At 63.3% G+C, this 22,812-nt stretch carries 18 protein-coding genes and 1 tRNA gene; 8 read left to right on the top strand and 11 right to left on the bottom strand.

Annotation, left to right across the window (positions count from 1 at the left end; genetic code table 11):
• Window positions 1–37: 37 nt before the first annotated feature.
• From pgl to gnd, 3 genes are read right to left on the bottom strand one after another with little or no spacing between them, the layout of a single operon-like run.
• Complete coding sequence (gene pgl / locus ACTJKX_RS05775; RefSeq protein WP_367622716.1) at window positions 38–763, bottom strand: 6-phosphogluconolactonase; 726 nt, start codon at window positions 761–763, stop codon at window positions 38–40.
• Window positions 760–2,280, bottom strand: a complete 1,521-nt coding sequence (gene zwf, locus ACTJKX_RS05770) for a glucose-6-phosphate dehydrogenase (protein ID WP_311938399.1) — start codon at window positions 2,278–2,280, stop codon at window positions 760–762. Before zwf ends, pgl begins: the two co-directional genes overlap by 4 nt.
• A gap of 3 nt (window positions 2,281–2,283) precedes the next feature.
• Window positions 2,284–3,276, bottom strand: a complete 993-nt coding sequence (gene gnd, locus ACTJKX_RS05765; protein ID WP_394308989.1) for a phosphogluconate dehydrogenase (NAD(+)-dependent, decarboxylating) — start codon at window positions 3,274–3,276, stop codon at window positions 2,284–2,286.
• 213 nt (window positions 3,277–3,489) lie between these two features.
• Between gnd and ACTJKX_RS05760 the strand changes: the two genes are divergently transcribed.
• The 3 genes from ACTJKX_RS05760 (at window position 3,490) to ACTJKX_RS05750 (ending at window position 4,833) form a co-directional block, all read left to right on the top strand.
• Window positions 3,490–3,565, top strand: a tRNA-Lys gene (locus tag ACTJKX_RS05760).
• Between the two features lie 129 nt (window positions 3,566–3,694).
• Complete coding sequence (locus ACTJKX_RS05755; RefSeq protein ID WP_394308988.1) at window positions 3,695–4,540, top strand: protein-L-isoaspartate O-methyltransferase family protein; 846 nt, start codon at window positions 3,695–3,697, stop codon at window positions 4,538–4,540.
• A gap of 89 nt (window positions 4,541–4,629) precedes the next feature.
• Window positions 4,630–4,833 carry a heavy-metal-associated domain-containing protein gene (locus ACTJKX_RS05750; protein ID WP_311938405.1) on the top strand — a complete coding sequence of 68 codons (204 nt, stop codon included), beginning with the start codon at window positions 4,630–4,632 and terminating at the stop codon, window positions 4,831–4,833.
• Window positions 4,834–4,929: 96 nt separating this feature from the next.
• On the opposite strand, the gene ACTJKX_RS05745 is transcribed toward ACTJKX_RS05750, so the two are convergent.
• Both ACTJKX_RS05745 and mntR read right to left on the bottom strand, forming a co-directional pair.
• Entirely contained in the window at window positions 4,930–7,788 is a 2,859-nt protein-coding gene (locus tag ACTJKX_RS05745; protein ID WP_440724642.1) for a phosphoenolpyruvate carboxylase, read from the bottom strand.
• 329 nt (window positions 7,789–8,117) lie between these two features.
• A complete protein-coding gene (gene mntR / locus ACTJKX_RS05740) occupies window positions 8,118–8,573 on the bottom strand; it encodes a manganese-binding transcriptional regulator MntR (RefSeq protein WP_149255206.1) in 456 nt (151 codons plus the stop codon).
• Between the two features lie 225 nt (window positions 8,574–8,798).
• On the opposite strand from mntR, the gene ACTJKX_RS05735 reads away from it, so the two are divergent.
• Window positions 8,799–10,163 (top strand): Nramp family divalent metal transporter, encoded by a 1,365-nt coding sequence (locus ACTJKX_RS05735; protein WP_311938513.1) that lies wholly within the window; start codon window positions 8,799–8,801, stop codon window positions 10,161–10,163.
• A gap of 207 nt (window positions 10,164–10,370) precedes the next feature.
• Here ACTJKX_RS05735 and ACTJKX_RS05730 read toward each other — a convergent pair whose 3' ends face one another.
• Window positions 10,371–11,813, bottom strand: coding sequence for a hypothetical protein (locus ACTJKX_RS05730; RefSeq protein WP_440724641.1), 1,443 nt, complete (start codon window positions 11,811–11,813; stop codon window positions 10,371–10,373).
• 578 nt (window positions 11,814–12,391) lie between these two features.
• Here ACTJKX_RS05730 and panB point away from each other — a divergent pair.
• Window positions 12,392–13,213 carry a 3-methyl-2-oxobutanoate hydroxymethyltransferase gene (panB, locus tag ACTJKX_RS05725; RefSeq protein ID WP_311938412.1) on the top strand — a complete coding sequence of 274 codons (822 nt, stop codon included), beginning with the start codon at window positions 12,392–12,394 and terminating at the stop codon, window positions 13,211–13,213.
• A gap of 55 nt (window positions 13,214–13,268) precedes the next feature.
• Here the strand turns inward: panB and ACTJKX_RS05720 are convergent, their stop codons facing one another.
• Window positions 13,269–14,747, bottom strand: a complete 1,479-nt coding sequence (locus tag ACTJKX_RS05720) for an AMP nucleosidase (protein WP_068295109.1) — start codon at window positions 14,745–14,747, stop codon at window positions 13,269–13,271.
• 164 nt (window positions 14,748–14,911) lie between these two features.
• Between ACTJKX_RS05720 and ACTJKX_RS05715 the strand changes: the two genes are divergently transcribed.
• From ACTJKX_RS05715 to der, 3 genes are all read left to right on the top strand, one after another.
• On the top strand, window positions 14,912–15,787 hold the full coding sequence (locus ACTJKX_RS05715) for a DUF2167 domain-containing protein (protein ID WP_440724640.1): 876 nt from the start codon (window positions 14,912–14,914) through the stop codon (window positions 15,785–15,787).
• 234 nt (window positions 15,788–16,021) lie between these two features.
• Window positions 16,022–16,681: a tetratricopeptide repeat protein gene (locus ACTJKX_RS05710; RefSeq protein ID WP_068295105.1), complete on the top strand. Its 660-nt coding sequence runs from the start codon at window positions 16,022–16,024 to the stop codon at window positions 16,679–16,681.
• 2 nt (window positions 16,682–16,683) lie between these two features.
• Window positions 16,684–18,090, top strand: coding sequence for a ribosome biogenesis GTPase Der (gene der / locus ACTJKX_RS05705; protein WP_394308980.1), 1,407 nt, complete (start codon window positions 16,684–16,686; stop codon window positions 18,088–18,090).
• A gap of 70 nt (window positions 18,091–18,160) precedes the next feature.
• Here the strand turns inward: der and ACTJKX_RS05700 are convergent, their stop codons facing one another.
• The 4 genes from ACTJKX_RS05700 to radA all read right to left on the bottom strand — a co-directional run bounded on the left by ACTJKX_RS05700 (window position 18,161) and on the right by radA (window position 22,797).
• Entirely contained in the window at window positions 18,161–18,901 is a 741-nt protein-coding gene (locus ACTJKX_RS05700; RefSeq protein WP_440724639.1) for an SDR family NAD(P)-dependent oxidoreductase, read from the bottom strand.
• Window positions 18,902–18,961: 60 nt separating this feature from the next.
• Window positions 18,962–20,425, bottom strand: a complete 1,464-nt coding sequence (purF, locus tag ACTJKX_RS05695; RefSeq protein WP_311938426.1) for an amidophosphoribosyltransferase — start codon at window positions 20,423–20,425, stop codon at window positions 18,962–18,964.
• Between the two features lie 142 nt (window positions 20,426–20,567).
• On the bottom strand, window positions 20,568–21,206 hold the full coding sequence (locus tag ACTJKX_RS05690; protein ID WP_311938427.1) for a CvpA family protein: 639 nt from the start codon (window positions 21,204–21,206) through the stop codon (window positions 20,568–20,570).
• 181 nt (window positions 21,207–21,387) lie between these two features.
• Window positions 21,388–22,797 (bottom strand): DNA repair protein RadA, encoded by a 1,410-nt coding sequence (radA, locus tag ACTJKX_RS05685; protein WP_440724638.1) that lies wholly within the window; start codon window positions 22,795–22,797, stop codon window positions 21,388–21,390.
• Between the last annotated feature and the right edge of the window lie 15 nt (window positions 22,798–22,812).

Here is a 22,812-nt window from a genome sequence, read left to right as displayed (position 1 = left end):
CCAAGCCGTCTACCGCGCTAGCCAAATCGCCAGGCGGTTATCCCGGTACAGCCGCCTTATCCAGGAACCAGTGGATCGGACCGGCAGCCTCCACATGGGCCGATGGCAGATCGGCACCGGCAAAGACCTTTGAGAGCGTCTCGCGCTTGTCGGCCCCGGCCGCGAGAAAGGCAACGGCCCGGCTCGAGGCGATGGCCGGGAAGGTCAGGGTTACCCGCGGCACGAAGGGGTCCAGGCCGGGATCGGAATGAACGACCCAGCGATCTCGCACCGCCAGAGCCGGCTTGCCTGGAAAGAGGGAGGCCGTATGCCCGTCCGACCCGACACCGAGCAGCATGATATCGAAGAGTGGCCGATCCGGATCGAGCGTCTGGGCGCCATAGTAAGCCTTGAGCGCCTGCTCATAGGCTTGCGCCGCAGCCTCGGGCGAGGTCGGCGCGGCCGCAATCTCGTGAATGTTCTGCGCGGGCACCGGGACATGGTCGAGCAGAGCGGCCTTGGCCATCAGCGTGTTGCGCCTGGCATCGTCGGCCGGAACGATGCGTTCATCGCCCCAGAACCAATGAATGCGCTCGAAGGGCAGGGCGGAACGCCAGGGATCGCGAGCCAGGCGCTCATAGAGGCGCTTGGGCGTCGAACCACCGGACAGAGCCACGGCAATGGGCCCCGGCCGTCCCTTGAGTTCGGCGACGAACCAGTCGGCCGCACGGTCGGCCAAGGCATCCGCGTTCTCGGAGACATCGATGATGCGTTCGCTGCTCATGCGATTGGCCGCCAGCTGCGCCCGTCGCGGGCAAGCATGACCTCGGCTGCCGCCGGGCCTTCGGAACCGGCAGCATAGGTGGCAAGCCCCCGATCGCCAGCATTGGCCCAGGCATCGAGGAAGGGCTGCACCGCGGCCCAGCCAGCCTCGACCCCGTCGGCGCGCTGGAACAGCATGGCATCGCCGATCATGCAGTCATAGATCAGCGTTTCGTAACCCGTGCTCGCGGCCGCTTCGAAATAATCCTTGTACTTGAAGTCCATGCCGACACCGGCCAGGTCGATCTTGGGACCCGGCACCTTGGCGTTGAAATGCAGCGTGATGCCTTCTTCCGGCTGGATGTCGAGCACCAGCGTGTTGGGACCCATGCCGGACAGGGCGGTGTCGCGGAACATGGCGATCGGCGCGTCCTTGAAGCGGATCGCCACTTCCGTCTTGCGCTTGGCGAGGGCCTTGCCGGTGCGCAGATAGAAGGGCACGCCTGCCCAGCGCCAATTGTCGATGGCGAATTTGATCGCGGTAAAGGTTGGCGTGACGCTCTTGGGATTGACATCCTGCGAGGCACGATAGGCCGTGATCGGCGTGTCCTTGATGATGCCGGGACCATATTGGGCCCGCACCGAGTTCAGGATCGCCTGTTCGGGCGTGTATTGGGTGATTGCCGCCAGGGCCTCCGCCTTCTCCGAACGCACCGAATTGGCCGAGTAGCGGGCCGGCGGCTCCATGGCGACCAGCGACAGCAGCTGGCACAGATGGTTGGGCACCATGTCGCGCAGGGCGCCGGTGGCATCGTAGAAGGCGCCGCGACGCTCGACCGTGACGGTCTCGGCCACACTGATCTGGACGTGGTCGATATGATCGCGGTTCCAGATCGGCTCGAACAGGCCGTTGGCAAAGCGCAGGATCATGATGTTCTGGACCGTCTCCTTGCCCAGATAGTGATCCATCCGATAGATCTGGTCTTCGCTCAGCACGCTCAAGAGCTGCCGGTTGAGGGCCTGGGCCGAGGCAAGGTCGGTGCCGAACGGCTTTTCGACGATGACGCGTCGCCAGGGGCCGCCTTCCACTTCCTGGCTGAGGCCGACCTCCTGGAGGAGCCGGGTGATCGGAGCGAAGCCCGAGGGCGGCGTCGCCAGGTAGAAGAGGCGGTTGCCGCCGGTGTTGCGTGCGCTCTCGACCTTTTCCAGATGCCGGGCGAGATCCCGGAAACTATCGGGGTTCTCGACTTCGGCAACCACGCTGGTGACACAGGCGAACAATTTGTCGGCGACGGCCTGGTCGACCGGACGGGTAGCAAACTGCTTGAGGCCGTCCACCAGGGACTGGCGGAAGACATCGTCCGCCATGGGGCGGCGCACCACGCCGACGATGGCGAAGTTTTCCGGCAGCAGGCCGGTGGCCGCAAGATTATAGAGGGCGGGGACGAGCAGGCGCTTGGTCAGGTCGCCATTGGCGCCGAAGACGACGAAGCAGCAAGGGCCGGCAGCGCCGCCCTTGTTGATGTGGTGGGCATTCATAACTCAAGCCTTGGGCGCGGAATTCTTCGGTTCGACGTGACCGCCGAACCCCTTACGCATGGCGGAGAGTATCTTCTCCGCATAGGTGTGCTCCTGGCGGGAGCGGAAACGGGTGTAGAGAGCGGCGGTGAGGACTTCGGCCGGTACGGCCTGGTCGATGGCCGCCTCGATCGTCCAGCGTCCTTCGCCGGAATCCTCCACGAAGCCGGAATATTCGCTCAGTTCCTCGTCGGCGGCGAGAGCGCTCGCCGTCAGGTCCAGCAGCCAGGACGTGACGACACTGCCGCGACGCCAGACTTCGGCGATATCGGCCATGTTGAAATCGAATTTCTCGCCTTCGGCCCGGCCTTCATTGGCAGCCGAGCGCAGGATGTCGAAACCTTCCGCATAGGCCTGCATCAGGCCGTATTCGATGCCGTTGTGGATCATCTTGACGAAATGTCCGGCGCCGCACGGGCCGGCATGGATATAGCCTTGCTCGGCGCGCGGATCGTGCTTGTCACGCCCCGGCGTGCGCGGAACATTGCCGATGCCCGGCGCCAGCGTGGCGAAGATCGGATCGAGGCGGGTGACCGTTTCGGTCTTGCCGCCGATCATCATGCAATAACCGCGATCCAGGCCCCAGACACCGCCGGAGGTGCCGACATCGACATAGTCGAGCCCCTTGGCGGCCAGTTCCTTGCCGCGGCGGACATCGTCCTTCCAATTGGTGTTGCCGCCATCGATGATCACATCGCCCGGAGACATCAGGCGCGAAAGCTGGTCGATGGTGCCCTGGGTGACGGCTCCCGCCGGCAGCATGACCCAGACGGCACGCGGCGGCGTCAGCTTCGAGACGAGATCGGCAAGATCGCTTGCACCAACCGAGCCTTCGGCCACCAGAGCCTGGACCGCCTGAGGAGCGCGGTCATAGACGACGGTGGTGTGGCCGTTCTTCATCAGGCGGCGAGCAATGTTGCCGCCCATGCGGCCCAGGCCGATGATTCCCAATTGCATTGGCTGATCTCCTTTTGCCGCCCCCGGCAGCTTATCGTCCGTTACGTGCTTAGCACCGTTTTCAGCTCTCGCAAGCGCATGTATTCATCACTTCATGAGCATGACGAGGGGATGACGCGCCATTTTTGCATGGCACGCCGCAATGGCAGCTTGACCCATCCGCTCATGACGCTTAGAGACACCGCAATTGCAGGGCAAGGTCCTGCCTGGTGAGAGCTCGTAGCTCAGTCGGTAGAGCACGTGACTTTTAATCATGGGGTCGTGGGTTCGAATCCCACCGAGCTCACCACTGATTTTCCTAACATTGTCGATGAAACGGCTGGTTGTCCCGATCCGGGATCCCGCTCGCACTATCTGCAAGCCCATCTGCGCAAAGAATGTTAGATTTTGCAACGGGATCAGAGCAGGTAGGGACATCATGGCCAGCGAGAAAGTCGCGCTGGAGCAGGCACGTCGCGATTTTGCCAGGTCGATGCTGAAGGAAAGCGGATCGGGTGATCCGCGCATCGAGAGGGCATTCGAACTCGTGCCGCGCGAAGCCTTCCTGCCGCCCGGCCCCTGGCTGACCACCCATCATGGCGGTTATGTCGAAACCCCGAATGCCGACCCGATCCATCTCTACAGGAATCGTCTGATTGCCATAAAGGCGGACAAGCAGATCAACACGGGCGAACCCGCCCTGCATGCGGCATGGCTTGGGGCGGTGGCTCCCAGGGCAGGGGAGAGGGTCAGCCATATCGGGGCCGGCCTGGGATATTATACTGCGATGTTATCCGTGCTGACATTGCCCGGCGGGCACGTAACGGCATTCGAGATCGAAGAGGATCTCGCCGAGCAGGCCCGGCACAACCTCAAGCCGTTCGATGGCGTCAACGTGATTCGAGCCGATGCAACGCGCACCGCCTTGCCGCCCTCGGATCTCATCTATGTCAATGCAGGCGTGGTTGCCCCGCCGCTGGCCTGGCTTGCCGCGCTGCAGCCTGGGGGGCGCCTGATCTTTCCCTGGCGGCCGCGTGAGGAAATCGGCCTCGCCCTGCGGGTGGAGGCCACGGCCGCTGGTTTCGCCGTCAAGGCACTGATGCCATCCTGGTTCATTCCGTGCACGGGCGCGTCGCGGGAGATCCGCACGATTCGCCAGCCGCGCTCCTCGCGTGAAGCCTCGGCCGTCCGCTCGCTTTGGCCCCTTGCGCAGAAGGCGCCGGATGAGAGCGCGATCGCCATCTATCCCGATCTTTGGTTCTCCTCGGCCGCATTGAACGCCTGATCGCCTCGACCAATGATAGCGTCCAAAAAGGCGCTTGACCTTACAATGATGGGAAGCCCTACAAGGTCTTCATCGATTGGAGATCTCGCATGATCACGTTGAAAGTACCGGAAATGAGCTGCGGCCACTGCGTCAAGACGATCACGGGGGCGTTGCAGGCGATCGACCCCGGCGCAGCGGTCGAAATCGACCTCGGCACGCAGACCGTCAAGGTGGCAAGTGTCGCCGACGAGGCGAAATTGCGTGCTGCAATCGCCGAGGCCGGTTACGAGAGCGAGAAGTTGCCAGCCTGATTGCCAGGCCGACGGAGAAGGGGCCGGCCATCGCCGGCCGGCCCCTTGGCTCGTCTGGGCACATTGCCATGCAACGGCGCCGCGATCCGTTTCGGCCTAGCCGTGCGCGCCGAACTCGAGGGCAATGGCGGCGCCGATGGCGAGAATCGTCCGATAGGTTCTTTCGATCGGATCGATGAGATTGCGCGTCAACGCCGCATAGTTTGACGGTGCATCGCCCGGATAGGTGAAAGGCTCGGCGAGACTGTAGCCTTCCATGGTCAGTCCATTCACCGGATAGGCATCGCGCAGCAGCGTGACGGCTTCGGGAATGCGCAGGCTGAAGATCAACTCCATGATGTCCTCGCGCGAGACATCGTTGCGCGTGGAGAATTTCGGCACCCGGGCGGCCATCAGCAATATGTGCTGCAGCAAGGCAAGTCGAACCGCCTGCAGCATGTCGAGCCTTTCCCGGTTTTCGGAGATCGACTTGCCCAGATCCTGCCCGGCAAGGTCGAGCAGGCGATGCAGCGAGATGGCATCGAGCCTGAGCCTTACCGCCAATTCGTTGATCGAGACGGCCCGGTCGTCATCCTCCAGCAATTGGGTGATGAACAAGCAGGGCTCCGCCAGATGCGGTTCAGCGCCGGCATAGGGGCGCGTCGACCAGAAGGAACGATCGAACAGGGTCGAGAAGGCGGCCAGCGCCTTGATGCTGGAGCGCCGTTTCATGTGCACGACATGCGAGGTCAGGCGACGCAGCCGGTCCGATTTGGCGAAGGTGTCGATGAAGCGATCCTCGTCGCCCCGCAGCGCCGTACCGAAACCGGCGATCACCGTGGCGGGATGGCCGAGCTGCTGCAGAATGGCATTGTGCGGAATGGCGCGGATACGCCGAACCTGATGCACCTCGCCGCCGGACACGTCGAACTGCCGGCGCGACTTGCGCGAGCCGGTTTCGTTCAGGAGGCCCTGGGCAAAAGAGCCGAGCGCCCGGTGATAAGCATGATCATCGAGCAATTTGCTATGAAAAGAGGCAAGCCTGCGGAAGAAATCGAAGGAGAAGGTGGTGTTGGAATAGAAGGGATCGTCGCTGGCCGGCATTTCCCGCCAAGCCACTTCGGCTTCCAGCATGCGTGTCAGCGAGGCGAGGGCGAGTTCGGGCGTTTCGAAATAGATGAAGCCATCGCCCCCCTGAAAGCTGACCTCATGCTTGAGGGCAATGCCCCGGCTTTCGAATTCACGGCGGGCCCAGGGGCTCATCACATAGAAGGCCCGGTCCTCGAAATTGCCCTGATGAGCGCCGCGCCCCGCCGATTCACCATGGGTGTCGAAGATCAGGACTTCGACATCCGTCAGCCGATGTCGCTCGCAGGCCCTGGCCAATTGGCCGTGCAGACGCTCGATTGCCAGCGCCGCGGTAATCTGGCCCATGAATCGGCCCGAATCGGAAAACCCGGTCTGGATCGCCAGCCGGCCACGCCGGCGCACCGCCTGGCGGTATTCCTCGATACCGAACAGCACATCGAAGAACCGCGAGGCGCCTTCCAGCGCCGTCGGCGTCTCGAACAGGGGCGAAACATCGAGCTTGTCCTCGACACCGAACAGGCGGGCAAAATAGACCGCGGCCATCACGGTCGCAGGCGCCTCGCATTCGGCAATGAGCAGACGGATGCTCGAATCCCGGTCGACATGTTTGAGGATCTGCGCCGCCAGCACGAATTGGCGTAGTGCCGTCTTCTGCTCGATGTCGAGCGAACCGAAATTGACGGAGACCGGCTGGGCCTCGCGAATGAATGTCGCCAGCCGTTCCAGCATCGAGCGGGAGGTGATGTTTTCCTCCGAATCGATATCGAGATGCTGGCGCATGGCATTGTGCAATTGCGTGGCATTGATGCGCATATGCACTTCGCCGACCCCGAAGCCGAGGGTCAGCATTTCGCTGCGCAGGGCAACGAGGTCGAGCGCGATCTCGGGCGGCGCATCAGCGATCGCGATGTCGATCAGGGCAATATAGGGCCGCACGCTGGTGGCCGCATCCGGATGGCGGGCCGTGAGAAGATCGGCCGCCTGCCGAAGCGCGGGACGATCGAGCGGCGACGGGGTGAAGGCCGCCAGAATGCCGCCATTCCAGGCACGCGTGCGCTCGATGCGAGCGCTCAGCTCTTCGAGACGCTGGGCGGGCTGGGAGTCTGGCCCGACCTGAGCGGCGATGCGCAGAACCTCGCCGAGATAGCGATCGATCTGGTGCTGCTTTTCAGCGAGGCGGAAACGGAAGGAATCGATCCAACGAATATCGGTGCGGCCATCGAGATCATAGCCGATCCACGTACCCAAGCCGGCATAGCCGACTGTAACGGCCCGCCATTCCGCCGATCGCCGTTCACGCAGGACTTCGGCGACGATACGAGCGAATTCACCGATTGCCGTCTTGGCGGCATCGAGGGCGACCATGGCGGCCGCATGCTCGACCTGCAGGGTAATGGGATTGTCCGGTGCCATCAACGCATCCGGCAGCGTGGCCTCGCTACCGCAGGCCATCCGTGCCAGGCATGCCCGATTGGCGCTGGAAAGCAGGAAGGTCGGATGTCCGGTGAAGACGATGCCAAGCTGGGTGCGCGCCAGCGGGGAAGCGCTCGAAACGCCGCGGCGACCGGTTGCGAGCAAATGTTCGGCCACACGGCGCAGGCTCTTGCGGTTGCTTGCCATGTCGAGCGGGCCGACATAGTCCCGCAGGGCCTCCGCGCGCGCCGCGAAGGTTTCCTGGCTGAGCCGCAGGGCAAGGGCCTCGAAATCCTCCCGCGTCAGGCGCCCGGCTTCAAGCTCACGCGACAATTCGAAGGCCAGTTGGGCCACCGGGTTGTAGCGCGGCTCGTCAACCAGCTTGGCACGGGCGCTATCGAGCTTGTCGCGGCAGAAACGTTCGAGCTCGACGATACGGTCGTCAGGTCCAGGATCCGGCAAAGGTGCATCCATCTGGGTTCTCGGTCGACAGGTTCTTTTCAGGCGGTCCCATAAACCACCTCGGCATCGGAAACGAGCAAAAATCGTGCCGGAGGCACAGCCAAAACGAAAGAATCGATCAACGCGGCCGGCCAGTTCGTTTCGATTGCGCCGAGTCTCCTTCATGCAGGACAGGGCTCAAGCGCGCGCGGGCTGGCCGTTCCCGCCTAGGTGTGCCCTATGGCGAGCGGCATTCGGCGCCGATCCACACGCGATAGCCGATACCACTCGTACCGGCTGAAATCGCCGAGGAACGAGAGTTGTACCCGGGTAAAATATGGGGTGCCGGCTTACGACCGTCCCTAGCCCTTGGCTTTGACGAAACGCGAAAAGGCGTCGAGGGTGGCCTTGCTGACATGGTGTTCGATACCCTCGGCATCCCGCCGGGCGGTATCGGCGTCGATTCCCAGGGCCAGCAGGAAAGCCTCGACGATATGATGGCGCTCACGGCTGGCCTCGGCGAGCGCCTGGCCCGCTTCGGTGAGGAAGACGCCGCGATAGGGGCGTTGGGCCACGAACCCCTCGTCCGCCAATCGTTTCAGCATTTTAGCAACGGTCGGCTGGGCCACGCCGAGACGGGCAGCGATATCGACCTGCCTGGCTTCGCCGCCGTCGCTGATCAGGTCGGCGATCAACTCGACATAGTCCTCGATCAGTTCGAGGCGGCGGGCTTCGCGCGCCTGGCGGAAACTCTCGACGTGGACGACGGCGTCGACCAGGCCCGGCTCGGGGGGTGAAAGCGCAGCGGAACGTTTCATGCCGGCTCTCCTAAGCTGATTCCGGTGTGCATCCCAAGGCGGCGAGCAATCGCTGGCAGCCGGGTTTGCGGCATTGCAATTGCGGGTATGCCCGATCCGCGTAGCCTTATCAATGGCGGCGATGAAATACAGCCTTGGCGTTTATCCATTGACCAATCTTTAGAGTATAGCATATGCTATATTCATTGACATGGAATGATGCGGATCGTCGTGGTGGAGAAGGGTATGAGTGCGGATGGTGCGGGAGCGGCCTCGGCCGAGCAGGGGGGCTGGCGTGCGGCTCCCGAAGAGGAACGGCGGCCAAGTCTGGGGACGATGAATGCCAGCATTCCCGTGCCGAAGACGGGTTTGTGGGTCCGCCGGTTCCTGGCCTTTCTCGGGCCGGGTTACATGGTGTCCGTCGGCTATATGGATCCCGGCAATTGGGCGACCGACATCGCCGGAGGCTCGAAATTCGGCTACACGCTGTTGAGCGTGATCCTGCTGTCGAACCTGATGGCCATCGTGCTGCAGGCCTTGGCGGCGCGGCTCGGCATCGTAACGGGGCGCGACCTCGCCCAGGCCTGCCGCGACCATTATTCCCGCCCGGTGAACCTCATGCTCTGGTTCGCCTGCGAATTGGCGATCATCGCCTGCGACCTCGCCGAGGTCATCGGCACGGCCATCGCCCTCAATCTCCTGTTCGGCATTCCCCTGGTCTACGGCGCCATCATCACGGCGGTCGACGTCTTCCTGGTGCTGATGCTGATGCAGCGCGGCTTCAGGACGCTGGAAGCCTTCGTGATCGCGCTTTTGATCGTGATCTTCGGCTGCTTCATCATCCAGATCGTTCTGGCTGCGCCCGCAATCCACGACATCGTCGGCGGATTCCTGCCGCAGGCCAAGATCGTCACCAATCCCGAGGCTCTCTACATCGCCATCGGCATTATCGGCGCCACCGTGATGCCGCATAACCTCTATCTGCATTCCTCGATCGTGCAGACCCGCGCCTATGAGCGCACGGAGGAGGGCAAGCGCTCGGCCATCCGCTGGGCCGTGACTGACAGCACCATCGCGCTGATGCTGGCCCTGTTCGTGAACGCGGCCATCCTGATCACGGCAGCAACCGTGTTCCATCAGAATGGCCGGACCGATGTCGAGGAGATCGAGCAGGCCTATCAATTGCTGTCGCCGATGCTAGGTGTGGGCATCGCCTCCACGCTGCTGGCGGTTGCCCTGCTGGCCTCGGGCGTCAACTCGACGGTAACGGCCACGCTCGCCGGCCAGATCGTGATGGAGGGCTTCCTCCACCTGCGCATCCCGGACTGGGCCCGCCGCCTGATCACGCGCGGTATCGCCATCGTGCCGGTGGTCGCCGTCACCGCCCTCTACGGCGATCAGGGCACCAACAAGCTGCTGGTGCTCAGCCAGGTGATCCTGTCGATGCAACTGCCCTTCGCGATCATCCCGCTGGTGCGCTTCGTCTCGGACAAGCGCAAGATGGGAGCCTTCGTCACGCCGGCCTGGCTGACGATCCTGTCCTGGATGATCGCCGGCGTCATCCTGGTTCTGGATATCAAGCTGCTGGTGGACACCTTCACGGGGGCCTGAACCCAGCGAAAGGCATGATGAGTGCCGCAGCCGTTGTGACAGCGTCGGGTCCGATCTCGAAATCGGGTCCGGCGCTCTAGTCATACCAGGGCGCGTATGGGCCGACCCGTCATTGCGAGCGAAGCAATAACGGAGTTGGGTGAGCCAAACTTTATGCAGGCTTGTCCTATATGCGCCAAAGCGGATTATGCTGTTGGCAGCGTCAGGTCAGTTCGCGTGAACCAGAGCGAGGCGGGCCAGACGCTCGGCCGTATCCTGGGAGCCTGCCTTGGCAGCAGCTTCGTAGAAAGCCTTTGCCTGTGCCGCATTCGCCTGGGAGGCGTCCTTGACGATGGCAGGATCATAGGTCTCGGCCAAAGCGAACAAGGCGCGAGGATCGGTGCCGCTTCGATAAGATTCGAGAGCCTCCCTCGCGCCGACCACGTCACCGCCGGCCAACAATTCACGCGACGACTGCACGGCCTGGTCGATCTCGTCCAGGGTAATGGCAATGGTGCTGACGTTGCGCGTCGCGCTCTGCGGAGCAGGCACCGAAGCCGGTGCGGGAGACGTGACGTTTGGGGCCGGCGAGGCAGCCGGGGGCGGTGCGGCGGCAACCTTCGTCTCCGGTGGAGTCGAGGCAGGCGGCGCGACCATACTGCCCAAAGATTGCAGCTTCTCCGGATTGGCCCAGAAATAGGCCCCGACTGCGGCGATGCCGGCCGCGAGCAATACGGAGGCGATCAGGGCCGGTGGAATTTTGATCTTTGCCCAATTGCGCCTGGAAACATGCGTATCATTGGCATTGGCCGCCGGATTGACACCGAAGCGCGTGGTTTTCCGCGCCGGTGCCGGCTGAGGCATGACCGGTTTTTCTTCCTTGACCGCAGGAGCAACGGGCGTCGCTCCAGCATCAGCATATGCTGCCAATGAACTGCCGCCATTTCTCAGGTCCAGATCCTGCGGCGGTTCGGCCGTCGCGCTTACCGTCGACATGCGCGGCCGTTCGCGCGAAGGCGGGCCACGGAATTCGAAGGCTTGCTCGGCCTCGGGGCCTGGCTGCTCGGGAGCGGGAGCAGGCGTATCCGGCGACGCCGCACGCGGCATCTTCGGCGGTTCGACCTGCGCCTTCTTCTCCGTCTCTGGCGCGATCTCGATGAAGAGTGCTTCGCCGAAATCGAAGCCGTTGTCGTCCGCACTGTCCTCGACTGCCGGCGCCGGATCTGCCCGCACGGCGGCAGGTGGAGACGGAGGCTCGGGTGTCGGTACGGGCTTCGCTTCGGCTTCCGGGACTGGCGCCTCGGTGGGGCGGGTCCCAAGTTCCTTCGGCGGCGACGCCAGCGCCACCAGATGATCGAGGGAGGGGGAAGAAGGCTTGACCTCAACCGGCCCCGATTCGTTCGACTTTGCTTGGGTCGACTCGGCTTGCGCCGGCTTGGCTTCGGCCGTCTCGGCGACCGCCCTTGTCTCGGCAGCGCCGGCCTCATTGGCCGGCTTGGGCACGATCAGGCGCGGATCACGAGCGGACGGGGAAACAGCACGCTGCGCCGTGGCCGCGGCCTGCTTTTCCTTCAAAGCCTCCGCAGCCAAGCGCGCATTTTCCATATGGCGCTGAAATGCTTCGCGAACAGCCGCCGCGAGAGCCTCGTCTTTCTTCAGGGGTTCAGCCATATCGTTCCCACCCAAACGCTACACGGGCACCCACTGTGACGTGAAAAAAGGCCATCCAGCCGCGAGAGCGGAAAAGATAGCGTCCGGAGGAGTGCCTGCGCAAACAAATTCTTTAACCATTTGTTAACGAAGATGCAGCCTGGGTCGACGCACTGCCCTGAAAAGTTCACGAATATGGTTAAGGCGCTCCACTAGAGCCGAGCAAAGCCCGTTTGGGGATGCTACGATGCTGCAGTGCGACAACAAGATACGGTAGGGGCAGGGAATATTCGGGCTTGATGCTTTACGCCACGACGCTTTTCGAGGATTGCTGTGTCGCCTTCCGGCTAGGCGGCGTCGGGCCAAGGCTTTTTCACGTGACCGCCTGCGTTCTTGCGTGTTTCCTGGAGCCGAACGCGTTCATGCGTGAGCGCGTTTTGCTCTAACTCTTTGGTTCGACGCGTCTTTGCGATTCCAGGCGATGCCGCCAAATCGCAAAACGCTCTAGGAAGGATTCGTCACATCCTTCCGACCCGTGATTGGGGCATCGCAGCCGGGCTGTAACACCAGCATCGGCGCCTGACGCCCAGGAGGAATTCGTGTCCGTTCAAAATCAGTCCCAGCGAGTCACCGCGCCGCAGATCCGCCTGCGCAAGGGAGGAGAGCCGATCGTGGTTCTCACCTCCTATCACACCCACACCACGCGCATCATCGATCCCTTCGTCGACTGCATCCTGGTCGGCGACAGCCTGGGTATGGTCATGCACGGCATGGAAACCACGCTGCCGGTGACGCTGGAGATGATGATCCTGCAGGGCAGGGCAGTGATGCGCGGCTCCTCACATGCCCTCGTCGTCGTCGACATGCCGTTCGGTTCCTATGAGGAATCGCCGCAGCAGGCCTTCCGCAACGCGGCACGGATCCTGAAGGAAACCCGCTGCGGGGCGGTCAAGCTCGAAGGCGGCGAACGCATGGCCGAGACCATCCGCTTCCTCACCGAACGCGGTGTGCCGGTGATGGCCCATGTCGGGCTCACACCACAATCGATCATGGCGCTCGGTTCCTTCCGGGCCCAGGGACGTGAAGAAGTCGATTGGGCCCCGATCGAGCGCGATGCCCAGCTGGTTGCCGAAGCCGGTGCCTTTGCCGTGGTGCTCGAAGCGATCGCCGAGCCGCTCGCCGCCAAGATTTCCGCCAATATCCCGATCCCGACCATCGGCATCGGCGCCTCGCCGACCTGTGACGGACAGGTGCTGGTGCTGGAGGACATGCTGGGGCTGTCCGACCGGGTACCGAAATTCGTCAAGCGCTTCGGTTCGCTCGGCGACCAGATCCGCGAAGCCGTGCAGGGCTATGCTGAGGCGGTGCGCGACCGCAGCTTCCCGGCAGCCGAGCATACCTATGGCATGAAGAAGAAATAGCCTAGGCAGGACACTCGTCTGCGCCCTTCCGTCGGAAGGGCGCAGACGCAGGCCATCATTGGAAGGCGACCTCATTGAAGCTGCGCAGCTTGCGGGAGTGCAGCTGACGCTTGTCCGTCTCGCGCAGCAGCGCCATGGTCTCCAGGCCGACGGCGAGATGCTGGGAGACCCGTTCGCGATAGAAGGAATCCGCCATGCCCGGCAATTTCAGCTGGCCGTGCAGCGGCTTGTCGGAAACGCACAGAAGCGTGCCATAGGGCACGCGGAAGCGGAAGCCATTGGCCGCGATGGTGCTCGATTCCATGTCGAGGGCGATAGCACGGCTCTGGATGAAGGGCAGGTTCTGCACCGTCGAGGGGCGCAGTTCCCAGTTGCGGTCGTCCACGGTGGCGACCGTTCCCGTCCGCATCACCCGCTTGAGGTCATAGCCGGTCAATCCGGTGACCCTTCCGACAGCGCGTTCGATCGCGATCTGGATCTCGGCGAGGGCGGGTACGGGCACTTCCCGTGGCAAATCCGCATCCAGCACCTGGTCCTGCCGCAGATAGGCATGGGCAAGCACATAGTCGCCCAGCATCTGTGAATTGCGCAGGCCCGCACAATGGCCGAGCATCAGCCAGGCATGCGGCCTGAGCACCGCGACATGGTCGGAGATGTTCTTGGCGTTGGACGGGCCGACCCCGATATTGATCATGGTGATGCCGGAATCATCGGCGCGCTTGAGATGATAGGCCGGCATTTGCGGCAGGCGCGGCGGATGGTGGCCAGTCACGTCGAGCTGCTGGGTTTCGCCCCCAAGCTCGGTGACGACATTGCCCGGCTCGACAAAGGCCGTGTAGCCGGACCCTAGCGAGCCCCCTTCACCCTTGGCCAGGATGGTCTGTGCCAGCCGCACGAATTCATCGATGTAGAACTGGTAGTTGGTGAAGATCACGAAATTCTGGAAATGCCGCGCCGAGGTACCCGTATAGTGCTTCAGGCGCATCAGCGAGAGATCGATACGCGGCGCGGTGAACAGCGCCAGCGGCTTGGCGCCGTCGGCTGAGCGCACATCGATGCCGTTGGCGATGCGATCGTCCATGATGGTGAGATCGGGCACGTCGAAGATCTGCGGCAGCAGGGCGAGACGCCCATAATCAAGGCCGCTTTCGGCATGGAAGTCTTCGCCGAGCGCGAAATGGATCGGAATCGGCGTGGAGCTCTCGCCCACTTCGACATCCACACCAGTATTGCGCAGCAGCAGCGCGATCTGTTCCTCCAGATAGCGGCTGAAGATGTCCGGCCGCGTCAGCGTCGTCGCATAGGTGCCGGTATCGGCTACGAATCCGAACGGCGTACGCGCATCGAGCGTGGGCAGGCTGTCGGTGTTGACACTGACATAGGGGTAATAGGCGCGAATGCGGTGATCGAAATCCTTGCCACGGGTGAACGCCGTGAAGGCCTCCCGCAGGCGCGCGGTGTTCGCGTCATAGAGCTGCGTGATCGCCGCTACGGCCGCTCTCGCATTGTCGAAGCGGCGGGGCTTAGTAGTCATTCCAATTTCGAAGCCGCGCTGCGGCTCTCCCTTTTCAATCTTCTAGTTCAGCCCAGGTGACATCGCAACGACATCCCATCGCGGCGCCGATGAAATTTCCAACCGTGACATGGACTGCAAAGGATTTGGCGGTATAGGGCGTCATCATCGAATGGAGACCGCTCATGTTCGCCAGGTATCTGCTTGCCATCGCGGCTATGGCCTTCCTGCTGCTGCCCGGCCACGGGCTGGCGCAGGAAGCCGAAGGCATCCGCAAGGCACAGGTCCTGCAACAGGCCGTCGAGGCGATGCAGAAGGTGCTGCTGTCAGGCCCTTCCGTGGTGACCCTGGACAATCGGGCAACGCTGAAGCTCCCGCAAGGCACTGGTTTCGTGCGCCAGCCGGAAGCGGGCGCTTGGGCTTCCGCCTCGGACTACTCGAGCGATCCCGGTGTTCTCGGCATGCTGGTGCCGACCAGCGAGCAGAACTGGGTGGTCTTCATCCATTATCGCTCCGGTGTGCGCATCGACGATGCCGAAGCCACCGGCTGGAATGCAGACGATCTGCTGGCGCGCCTCAAGGCGAACACGGAGGAAGGCAATGCCGCGCGTGAAAAACGCGGCGAGCCTCAGCTCGAGGTTCGCGATTGGCTGGTCAGGCCCCATTACGACGAGGCGCAGAATACGCTGATCTGGGGCGCGATCAGCCCCGAAAAGGGTGGGGAAGCCGATGAGGGCACGGCCAATATCCACGGCTATGCGTTGGGCAATGAGGGCTATTTCGAGCTGACCCTGGTCTCGCCGGCCGCCGAGGTGCCGTCCTATGTGCCGATCGCCCGGTCCTTCCTCGCGGGCCTGCGATTCACCGCCGGCAATCGCTACCAGGATGCGGCGAAGGGAAAGCTGGAAGTACGACCGGTCACGAGCCTGATAGCCCCCACCTCGCCCGACCTTCGCGCTACGGCGCTGGCCTATCTCAAGGCGAACTGGTTGTGGCTAGTGGCTATGCTGCTGGTACTGGCCATTCTCGCCGGCAGCGCACTGCGAGCCCTGCGGCGGTGAAAACCGCTGGAATACCGAGATTTAATCTCGGTTTGGGCGGCTAGGAGCGCTGTTTGCTTGACGGCAAGGGGCCGCTCCTCTACGCCGAAAACACATCTCGCGCCAGCGCGAACCAAGGCGTCCTGCGATTGGGTGGAAAAACCTCGAATTGCAAGGACGCATCCAACCAAAGAGTCAGGGCAAAGGGCGTTCTTGCTACAGCGCGCCATGCTCTAGAGGATACGAGCCGGGTCTATGACCGATATCTTCCAGGAAGTCAGCGAGGACATGCGCCGTGAAAAGGCGCAGAAGCTCTGGGCGAAATATGGCAATTACGTTCTCGGCGCCGCTCTCGCCGTGGTCATCGGCGTGTCGGGTTACGTCGCCTACCAGCATTACCTGAAGCAGCAGGCCGAAGCCACCGGCGCGCGTTTCCAGGAAGCGATTTCCCTGGCCCAGAGCGGCAAGACCAAGGAGGCTGCGGCTGCCCTCGGCGCGCTGATGAAGGACGGCAGCGCCGGCTATCAGACCCTTGCCCGTTTCCGCCTGGCGGCGGAGACCGCCAACGACAAGGTCGAGGATGGCATCAAGGCCTATGAGGCGCTGGCCGCCGATTCCTCGCTCGGTCCGGTGCTGCAGAGCCTCGCCAAGGTGCGCGGCGGCTATCTCATGGTCGACACCGCCTCCTATGCGGATCTCGCCGGCAAGATCGAGCCCCTGACCGCAGCGGGCGAGCCCTGGCGGCATTCGGCGCGCGAGGTCCTCGGCCTGGCGGCGTGGAAAGCCAAGGATCTCGCCAATGCCTCCAAATGGTACCAGGCCGTGATCACAGACAAGGACGTGCCGCCGGCACTGCGTCAGCGGGCCGAACTGATGCTGCAGCTCATCGCCTCCGACCAGCCTGCCAAGGCCTGACCATGGCTGTCTCCATCGCCATCGTCGGCCGGCCCAATGTCGGCAAGTCGACCTTGTTCAACCGTCTGGTCGGCCGCAAGCTTGCCATCGTCGACGACCGTCCGGGCGTGACGCGCGACCGGCGTGAGGGCGACGCCAGGCTCGGCAGCCTCCACTTCAAGGTGATCGACACCGCCGGCCTCGAGGTCGCCGATGACGCTTCGCTCGCCGGGCGCATGCGCGCCCAGACGGAAGCGGCCATCGCCGAATGCGACCTGATCCTGTTCATGTTCGATGCGCGCGTCGGCGTGACCCCGGCAGACGAACATTTCGCGGAAGTGGCGCGGCGCTCCGGCAAGCCCGTCATAGCGGTCGCCAACAAGACCGAGAGCCGCACCGGCTTCCAGGGCGCCTATGAAGCCTATGCGCTCGGGCTCGGCGATCCCGTGCCGATCTCGGCCGAGCATGGCGAGGGCATGGCAGATCTTGCCGAGGCGATCGTCGCGGTCGCGCCAGCCACCGGCTATGAGCCCGAGGAAGAAGTCGCGGAAACCGATGCAGTCGTCAGTGGCGAGGAAGGCGAGGAAGAGGCGATCGATCTCGGTGCCGGCGTGGTTCGGCCGCTGCGTATCGCCATCATCGGTCGGCCGAACGCCGGTAAGTCGACCCTGGTCAATGCCCTGATCGGCCAGGATCGCATGTTGACCGGCCCCGAGGCCGGCATCACCCGCGACACCATCTCGGTGGACTGGACCTGGCGCGACAAACGCATCAAGCTGTTCGACACCGCCGGCATGCGCAAGAAGGCCCGCATCGAGGACAAGCTCGAAAAGCTCTCCGTTTCGGATGGGCTGCGGGCGGTCCGTTTCGCGGAAGTGGTCGTGCTGCTGCTCGATAGCGCCACGCCCTTCGAAAAGCAGGACCTGCAGATCGCCGACCTCGTGGAACGCGAGGGCAGGGCAATCGTCATCGGCCTCAACAAATGGGATCTGGTCGAGGATCGCCACAAGGCGCTGGCCAGCGCCCGGGAGATGTTCGAGCGCCTGCTGCCGCAATTGCGCGGTGCGCCAGTGGTGACCTTGTCCGGTCTGTCGGAGCAGGGCCTCGACCGCTTGATGGAGGCCGCTTTCCGTGCCTTCACGACCTGGAACCGCCGCGTGCCGACCGCTCGCCTCAACCGCTGGCTCGGGGGCGTGCTCGAACATCATCCACCGCCGGCCGTGTCGGGTCGCCGCATCAAGATCCGCTATATGACGCAGGTGAAGACTCGCCCGCCGCACTTCGCCATCTTCGGCAACCAGCTCGACGCACTGCCCGACAGCTTCCAGCGCTATCTGGTCAATGGCTTGCGCGAGACTTTCGAGATGCCCGGCGTGCCGATCCGGCTCAGCCTGCGCTCGCCGAAGAACCCCTTCGATCGAAAGAAATAAACCGTCCTGGGAGCGCGGACATCTTGTCCGCCTCTTCTTGTCGTCGAACGTGATGTCCGCGCTCCCAGGATTATTCCGGCGCCCTGAAGCTGAGGAAGCGTTCCTGGCGCATCTCGTAGACCTGCCCGGTCTCGATAAGATCCGGGCTCGCGAGCTTGAGGATCGAGGGCGCGATGCTGGAGGGGTGGGGCAGGGTATCGGCATCTTCGCCCGGCATGGCGGCCGCACGCATATGGGTGCGGACGGGGCCGGGGGAGAAGAGGTTGGCCCGGATCGGTGAATTCACCGTCTCGGCGGCATAGGTCGCCACCATGGAGTTGAGGGCCGCCTTGGTGGCCGCATAGAGCCCCCAGTAGGCCGTCGACTTCCAGGCCGCGCCCGAAGTGATGAAAATGGCGCGTCCGGCATCGGATTTGCGCAGCAGGGGATCGAAAGAGCGGATCAGCCGCCAGTTGGCCGTGACGTTCACCGCAAACACATTGTCCCAGTCCTTGGGCTCGATATGGCCGAGGGGAGAGATCGCGCCGAGCGCCCCTGCATTGCCGATCAGGATGTCGAGCTTGCCATAGCGCTCGAACAGGGTGTAGCCGAGCCGATCGATGCCGTCCCCGTCCTTGATGTCGAGGGGAACCAGGGTCGCGGCGCCGCCCCTCTGGCGGATTTCGTCATCGAGATCCTCGAGCGCTCCAACGGTGCGGGCCACGGCGATGACATGCGCACCGGCCTCGGCCAGGGCCACGGCCGTGGCACGGCCGATACCGCGCGATGCGCCGGTGACAAGCGCCAAGCGGCCTTTGAAAAGATCGGACATCGGAAAACTCACAGGATGGAAAAGTCTGCCATGTCCCCCCCGAACCGGGGTGGGGACGCGTCAGCTTGCTTCGGCGAGCAGGGAGAACTGCTGCTTGGCACCTTCTCCCACCACATCGGTCAGGAAGGTCGGATAGTCGCCAGTGAAGCAATGATCGGTGAACTGCGGGCGGACAGAGTCGCGCTGGTCGTAGCCGCATGCCTTGTAGACGCCATCGACCGACAGGAAGGCCAGTGAGTCCGCGCCCATATAGGCACGCATGGCTTCCAGATCCATCCGCGCCGCCAGCAGGTTTTCCCTGTCGGGCGTATCGATGCCGTAATAGTCGGGATGGGTGATGGGCGGGCTGGAAATGCGGAAATGCACTTCCTTGGCGCCGGCATCGCGCATCATGCGCACGATCTTCACCGAAGTGGTGCCACGCACGATCGAATCGTCGATCAGCACGACACGCTTGCCTTCGATGACCGAACGGTTGGCGCTGTGCTTCATACGCACGCCCATTTCACGAATGGCCTGGGTCGGCTGGATGAAAGTGCGCCCGACATAATGGTTGCGAATGATGCCGAGTTCATAAGGCAGACCAGCGGCCTGGGCATAGCCGATTGCCGCGGGCACGCCAGAATCCGGCACCGGTACCACCACATCGGCTTCGACGCTGGCTTCGGCGGCAAGCTGGGCACCGAAACTCTTGCGCACGGCATAGACGCTACGGCCGTGAACGATGGAGTCCGGACGGGCGAAATAGATATATTCGAAGATGCAGGGACGGGCAGGCACGCGCGGGAAGGGCTTCAGTGATTCCACGCCGTCCTTGGTGATGACGACGACCTCGCCATTCTCGATGTCGCGCACGAAGCGGGCACCGATGATGTCGAGGGCGCAGGTCTCGGAGGCAAGGATGTAGCAGCCATCGAGTTCGCCCAGCACCAGGGGGCGAATGCCGAGCGGATCGCGGGCGCCAACCAGCATATGGTTGGTCAGTCCGACAAAGGCATAGGCTCCCTCGATCTGGAACAGGGCGTCGATGAAGCGATCGATGAACTTTTCACGCGTCGAGCGTGCGACCAGATGGAGGATCACCTCGCTGTCCGAGGTGGCCTGGAAGATCGAACCGCGGGCGATCAGTTCGCGCCGCAGCGTCAGCCCATTGGTGAGATTGCCGTTATGGGCCACGGCGAAGCCACCGCCCTCGAGTTCCGCAAACAGCGGCTGCACATTGCGCAGGATAGTGCCGCCCGTCGTCGAATAGCGGGTGTGGCCGATGGCCTGGGAGCCGGGCAGGCGCTCGATGACCTCCCGTTTGGAGAAGGTGTCGCCGACCAGCCCGAGCCGCCGTTCCGAATTGTAGCGCGCACCGTCGAAGGTGACGATACCGCAGGCTTCCTGGCCGCGATGCTGCAGGGCATGGAGGCCGAGGGTGGTGATCGCCGCGGCCTCGCTGTGTCCGAAGATGCCGAACACACCGCATTCCTCACGCAGGCGGTCGGCGTCGAGATCCAGATCGTCGTTGTCACGGGCCATGGCGCTCACTTGGATTTCTTCTCCAAAAAGGGGTGAGCGGCCCGAAACCAGGTTTCGCCGCTCCGTTCGACATTCAGATAGTACCACCGATCGACTTTTCCAGCATGCCTGCTGGGAAGTTTGCTGTGGCAATGCAATCGCATCATTGCGCTGGCGCCGCCGGAGCCGGGGTTGCCGGCTGGGTCTGCGGAGCGGCGGGAGCGCCGGCGGCGTCCGGATCCGGCTCCTGCGTGTTGGTGTTGGTATCGGCACCAGGCCCGATCACTTCGTTGGCCCGCAACTGCTTGAGGATCACGTTTTCGGGATCGCTCGGCAGCAGGGTGAGGATCCAGTCACGCCCGGACACCAAAAGCTGACGGGATTTGGCATCCTGCACCCAGGTCGGTTCGGACTTGGGCGGTACCAGATAGCTGAAGAAGATGAAGGCGACGATGGCGAGCAGGAGGCCGCGAGCCGCGCCGAACAGGAAGCCGAACGTACGATCGATCGCCCCGATCCGGCTGTCCAGGATCATGTCCGAGATACGGATCGTGATGAAGGAGGCGATCAGGAGAACGAGCAGGAAGATGCCGGCGCCTGTCGCGATACGGGCCAACGTATCGTTCTTGATATAGGGCGTGACCAGCGGCAGCACCCGCGAGAACAGCAACAAGGTGGCTATTGCGGCAGCGGCCCAGGCGGCAATGGCCAGAACTTCGCGGGTGAAGCCTCGTACCATTGCGAGAAGGGCCGAAATCAGCATGACGCCGATGACGATCAGATCCAGCAGCGTTACGGGCATTGGCGGTCTATCCTGATTTGGAAGCAGTGTTTCCCGGTAAAGCCCACGAATGGGTTTTACCGGGAAACACTGCAAATACCTGCATAGGCGACGCGACAGACAGGGCCGCGCGCCTTTCTATAACGACGGTTCGACACGGCGTCACCCATTTGCTGCAGCGCAATCGGCGGAAATGCCCGCTTCATGGCGAAACTTTAGTGGATTTCCGCCTTTGGCTTTCACCAGAGGCGGCAATATCCGCAACAAGTGTCGCAAGTGAGGCAACGCCATTCACCCGCATGCCACTGTCCGAACCCGACTCGTTTCCGGGCACAGGACAGACGGCACGATGGAAACCGAGCTTGGCCGCTTCCTTCAAACGGGGGCCCATATGCGCAACCGGACGGACGGATCCAGACAGCGAGACTTCACCGAAATATACAGCATCCGCGGGCAGGGGAGCGCCCGTTAAAGAGGAGATCAAAGCTGCCGCCACGGCAAGATCGGCCGCGGGCTCCTGGATGCGCAAGCCGCCGGCCACGTTGAGATAGACATCGTGCCCCCCCAGCTTGACGCCGCAATGGGCTTCTAGCACGGCCAACACCATAGACAGGCGGCTGGAATCCCATCCCACAACCGCGCGCCGAGGCGTACCAAGGCTCGTCGGCGCTACCAGGGCCTGCATCTCGACCAGAAGCGGCCTCGTGCCCTCCATGCCGCCGAACACGGCCGTGCCTGGAGATCCGAGATCGCGTTCGGACAGGAACAAGGCGGAGGGATTGGTCACCTCGCGCAGGCCGAGCCCGGTCATTTCGAACACGCCGATCTCGTCGGTGGGACCGAAGCGGTTCTTCACGCCGCGCAGGATGCGAAAATCACGCCCGCCATCGCCCTCGAACGACAGCACGGCATCGACCATATGCTCGACGACACGCGGGCCTGCGATCTGCCCATCCTTGGTGACATGGCCCACGAGGATGACGGTACTGCCCGAACGCTTGGCGTAGCGGATCAGCGCCTGCGCCGAGCCGCGCACCTGCGTAACCGTGCCGGGAGCCGATTCGACCGTATCCGTCCACATGGTCTGGATCGAATCGATAACCACCAGGCGGGGCGGCGGGCCGTGCTCGAAGGTCGCCAGGATGTCCTCGACCGAAGTCTCGGAAGCCAGCTCCACCGGAGCGCTGGCAAGCCCCAGCCGCTCGGCTCGCAGGCGCACCTGTGCCGCGGCCTCTTCGCCCGATATATAGATGACCCGGGCGTTGCGGTTGGCAAGCGCGGCGCAGGCCTGGATCAGAAGGGTCGATTTGCCGATGCCGGGATCGCCTCCCAGCAGGAGGACCGAGCCTCTCACGAAGCCTCCGCCGGTGACCCTGTCGAGTTCCCCGATCCCCGAGACCAGGCGCGGTGCTTCGTCGGTCGATCCCGTCAGGCTTTCGAGCGCAAAGACGCGTCCCCGTCCTCTTGGACGCTGCGAGGCGGGAACGGCTGCGATGGCGCTGGTTTCCTCGGCGATCGAGTTCCACTCGCCGCAGGCATCGCATTTGCCCTGCCAGCGATTATAGGCGGCACCGCAATTCTGACAGACATAGGAGGGGCTTCGTTTGGCCATGACGCCCTTCTAGCG

The organism is Labrys sp. 22185 (assembly GCF_052045555.1).
Classification (GTDB): domain Bacteria; phylum Pseudomonadota; class Alphaproteobacteria; order Rhizobiales; family Labraceae; genus Labrys; species Labrys neptuniae.
The sequence above is the reverse complement of the archived record's forward strand: the minus strand, read 5'-3'. Positions and strand labels throughout refer to the sequence as shown.

Bases quoted from the DNA above. Each gene is read 5' to 3' on its own strand.
- pgl (WP_367622716.1), bottom strand. From the start codon at position 763: ATGAGCAGCGAACGCATCATCGATGTCTCCGAGAACGCGGATGCCTTG.
- zwf (WP_311938399.1), bottom strand. From the start codon at position 2,280: ATGAATGCCCACCACATCAACAAGGGCGGCGCTGCCGGCCCTTGCTGC.
- gnd (WP_394308989.1), bottom strand. From the start codon at position 3,276: ATGCAATTGGGAATCATCGGCCTGGGCCGCATGGGCGGCAACATTGCT.
- ACTJKX_RS05755 (WP_394308988.1), top strand. From the start codon at position 3,695: ATGGCCAGCGAGAAAGTCGCGCTGGAGCAGGCACGTCGCGATTTTGCC.
- ACTJKX_RS05750 (WP_311938405.1), top strand. From the start codon at position 4,630: ATGATCACGTTGAAAGTACCGGAAATGAGCTGCGGCCACTGCGTCAAG.
- ACTJKX_RS05745 (WP_440724642.1), bottom strand. From the start codon at position 7,788: ATGGATGCACCTTTGCCGGATCCTGGACCTGACGACCGTATCGTCGAG.
- mntR (WP_149255206.1), bottom strand. From the start codon at position 8,573: ATGAAACGTTCCGCTGCGCTTTCACCCCCCGAGCCGGGCCTGGTCGAC.
- ACTJKX_RS05735 (WP_311938513.1), top strand. From the start codon at position 8,799: ATGAGTGCGGATGGTGCGGGAGCGGCCTCGGCCGAGCAGGGGGGCTGG.
- ACTJKX_RS05730 (WP_440724641.1), bottom strand. From the start codon at position 11,813: ATGGCTGAACCCCTGAAGAAAGACGAGGCTCTCGCGGCGGCTGTTCGC.
- ACTJKX_RS05720 (WP_068295109.1), bottom strand. From the start codon at position 14,747: ATGACTACTAAGCCCCGCCGCTTCGACAATGCGAGAGCGGCCGTAGCG.
- ACTJKX_RS05715 (WP_440724640.1), top strand. From the start codon at position 14,912: ATGTTCGCCAGGTATCTGCTTGCCATCGCGGCTATGGCCTTCCTGCTG.
- ACTJKX_RS05710 (WP_068295105.1), top strand. From the start codon at position 16,022: ATGACCGATATCTTCCAGGAAGTCAGCGAGGACATGCGCCGTGAAAAG.
- der (WP_394308980.1), top strand. From the start codon at position 16,684: ATGGCTGTCTCCATCGCCATCGTCGGCCGGCCCAATGTCGGCAAGTCG.
- ACTJKX_RS05700 (WP_440724639.1), bottom strand. From the start codon at position 18,901: ATGTCCGATCTTTTCAAAGGCCGCTTGGCGCTTGTCACCGGCGCATCG.
- purF (WP_311938426.1), bottom strand. From the start codon at position 20,425: ATGGCCCGTGACAACGACGATCTGGATCTCGACGCCGACCGCCTGCGT.
- ACTJKX_RS05690 (WP_311938427.1), bottom strand. From the start codon at position 21,206: ATGCCCGTAACGCTGCTGGATCTGATCGTCATCGGCGTCATGCTGATT.
- radA (WP_440724638.1), bottom strand. From the start codon at position 22,797: ATGGCCAAACGAAGCCCCTCCTATGTCTGTCAGAATTGCGGTGCCGCC.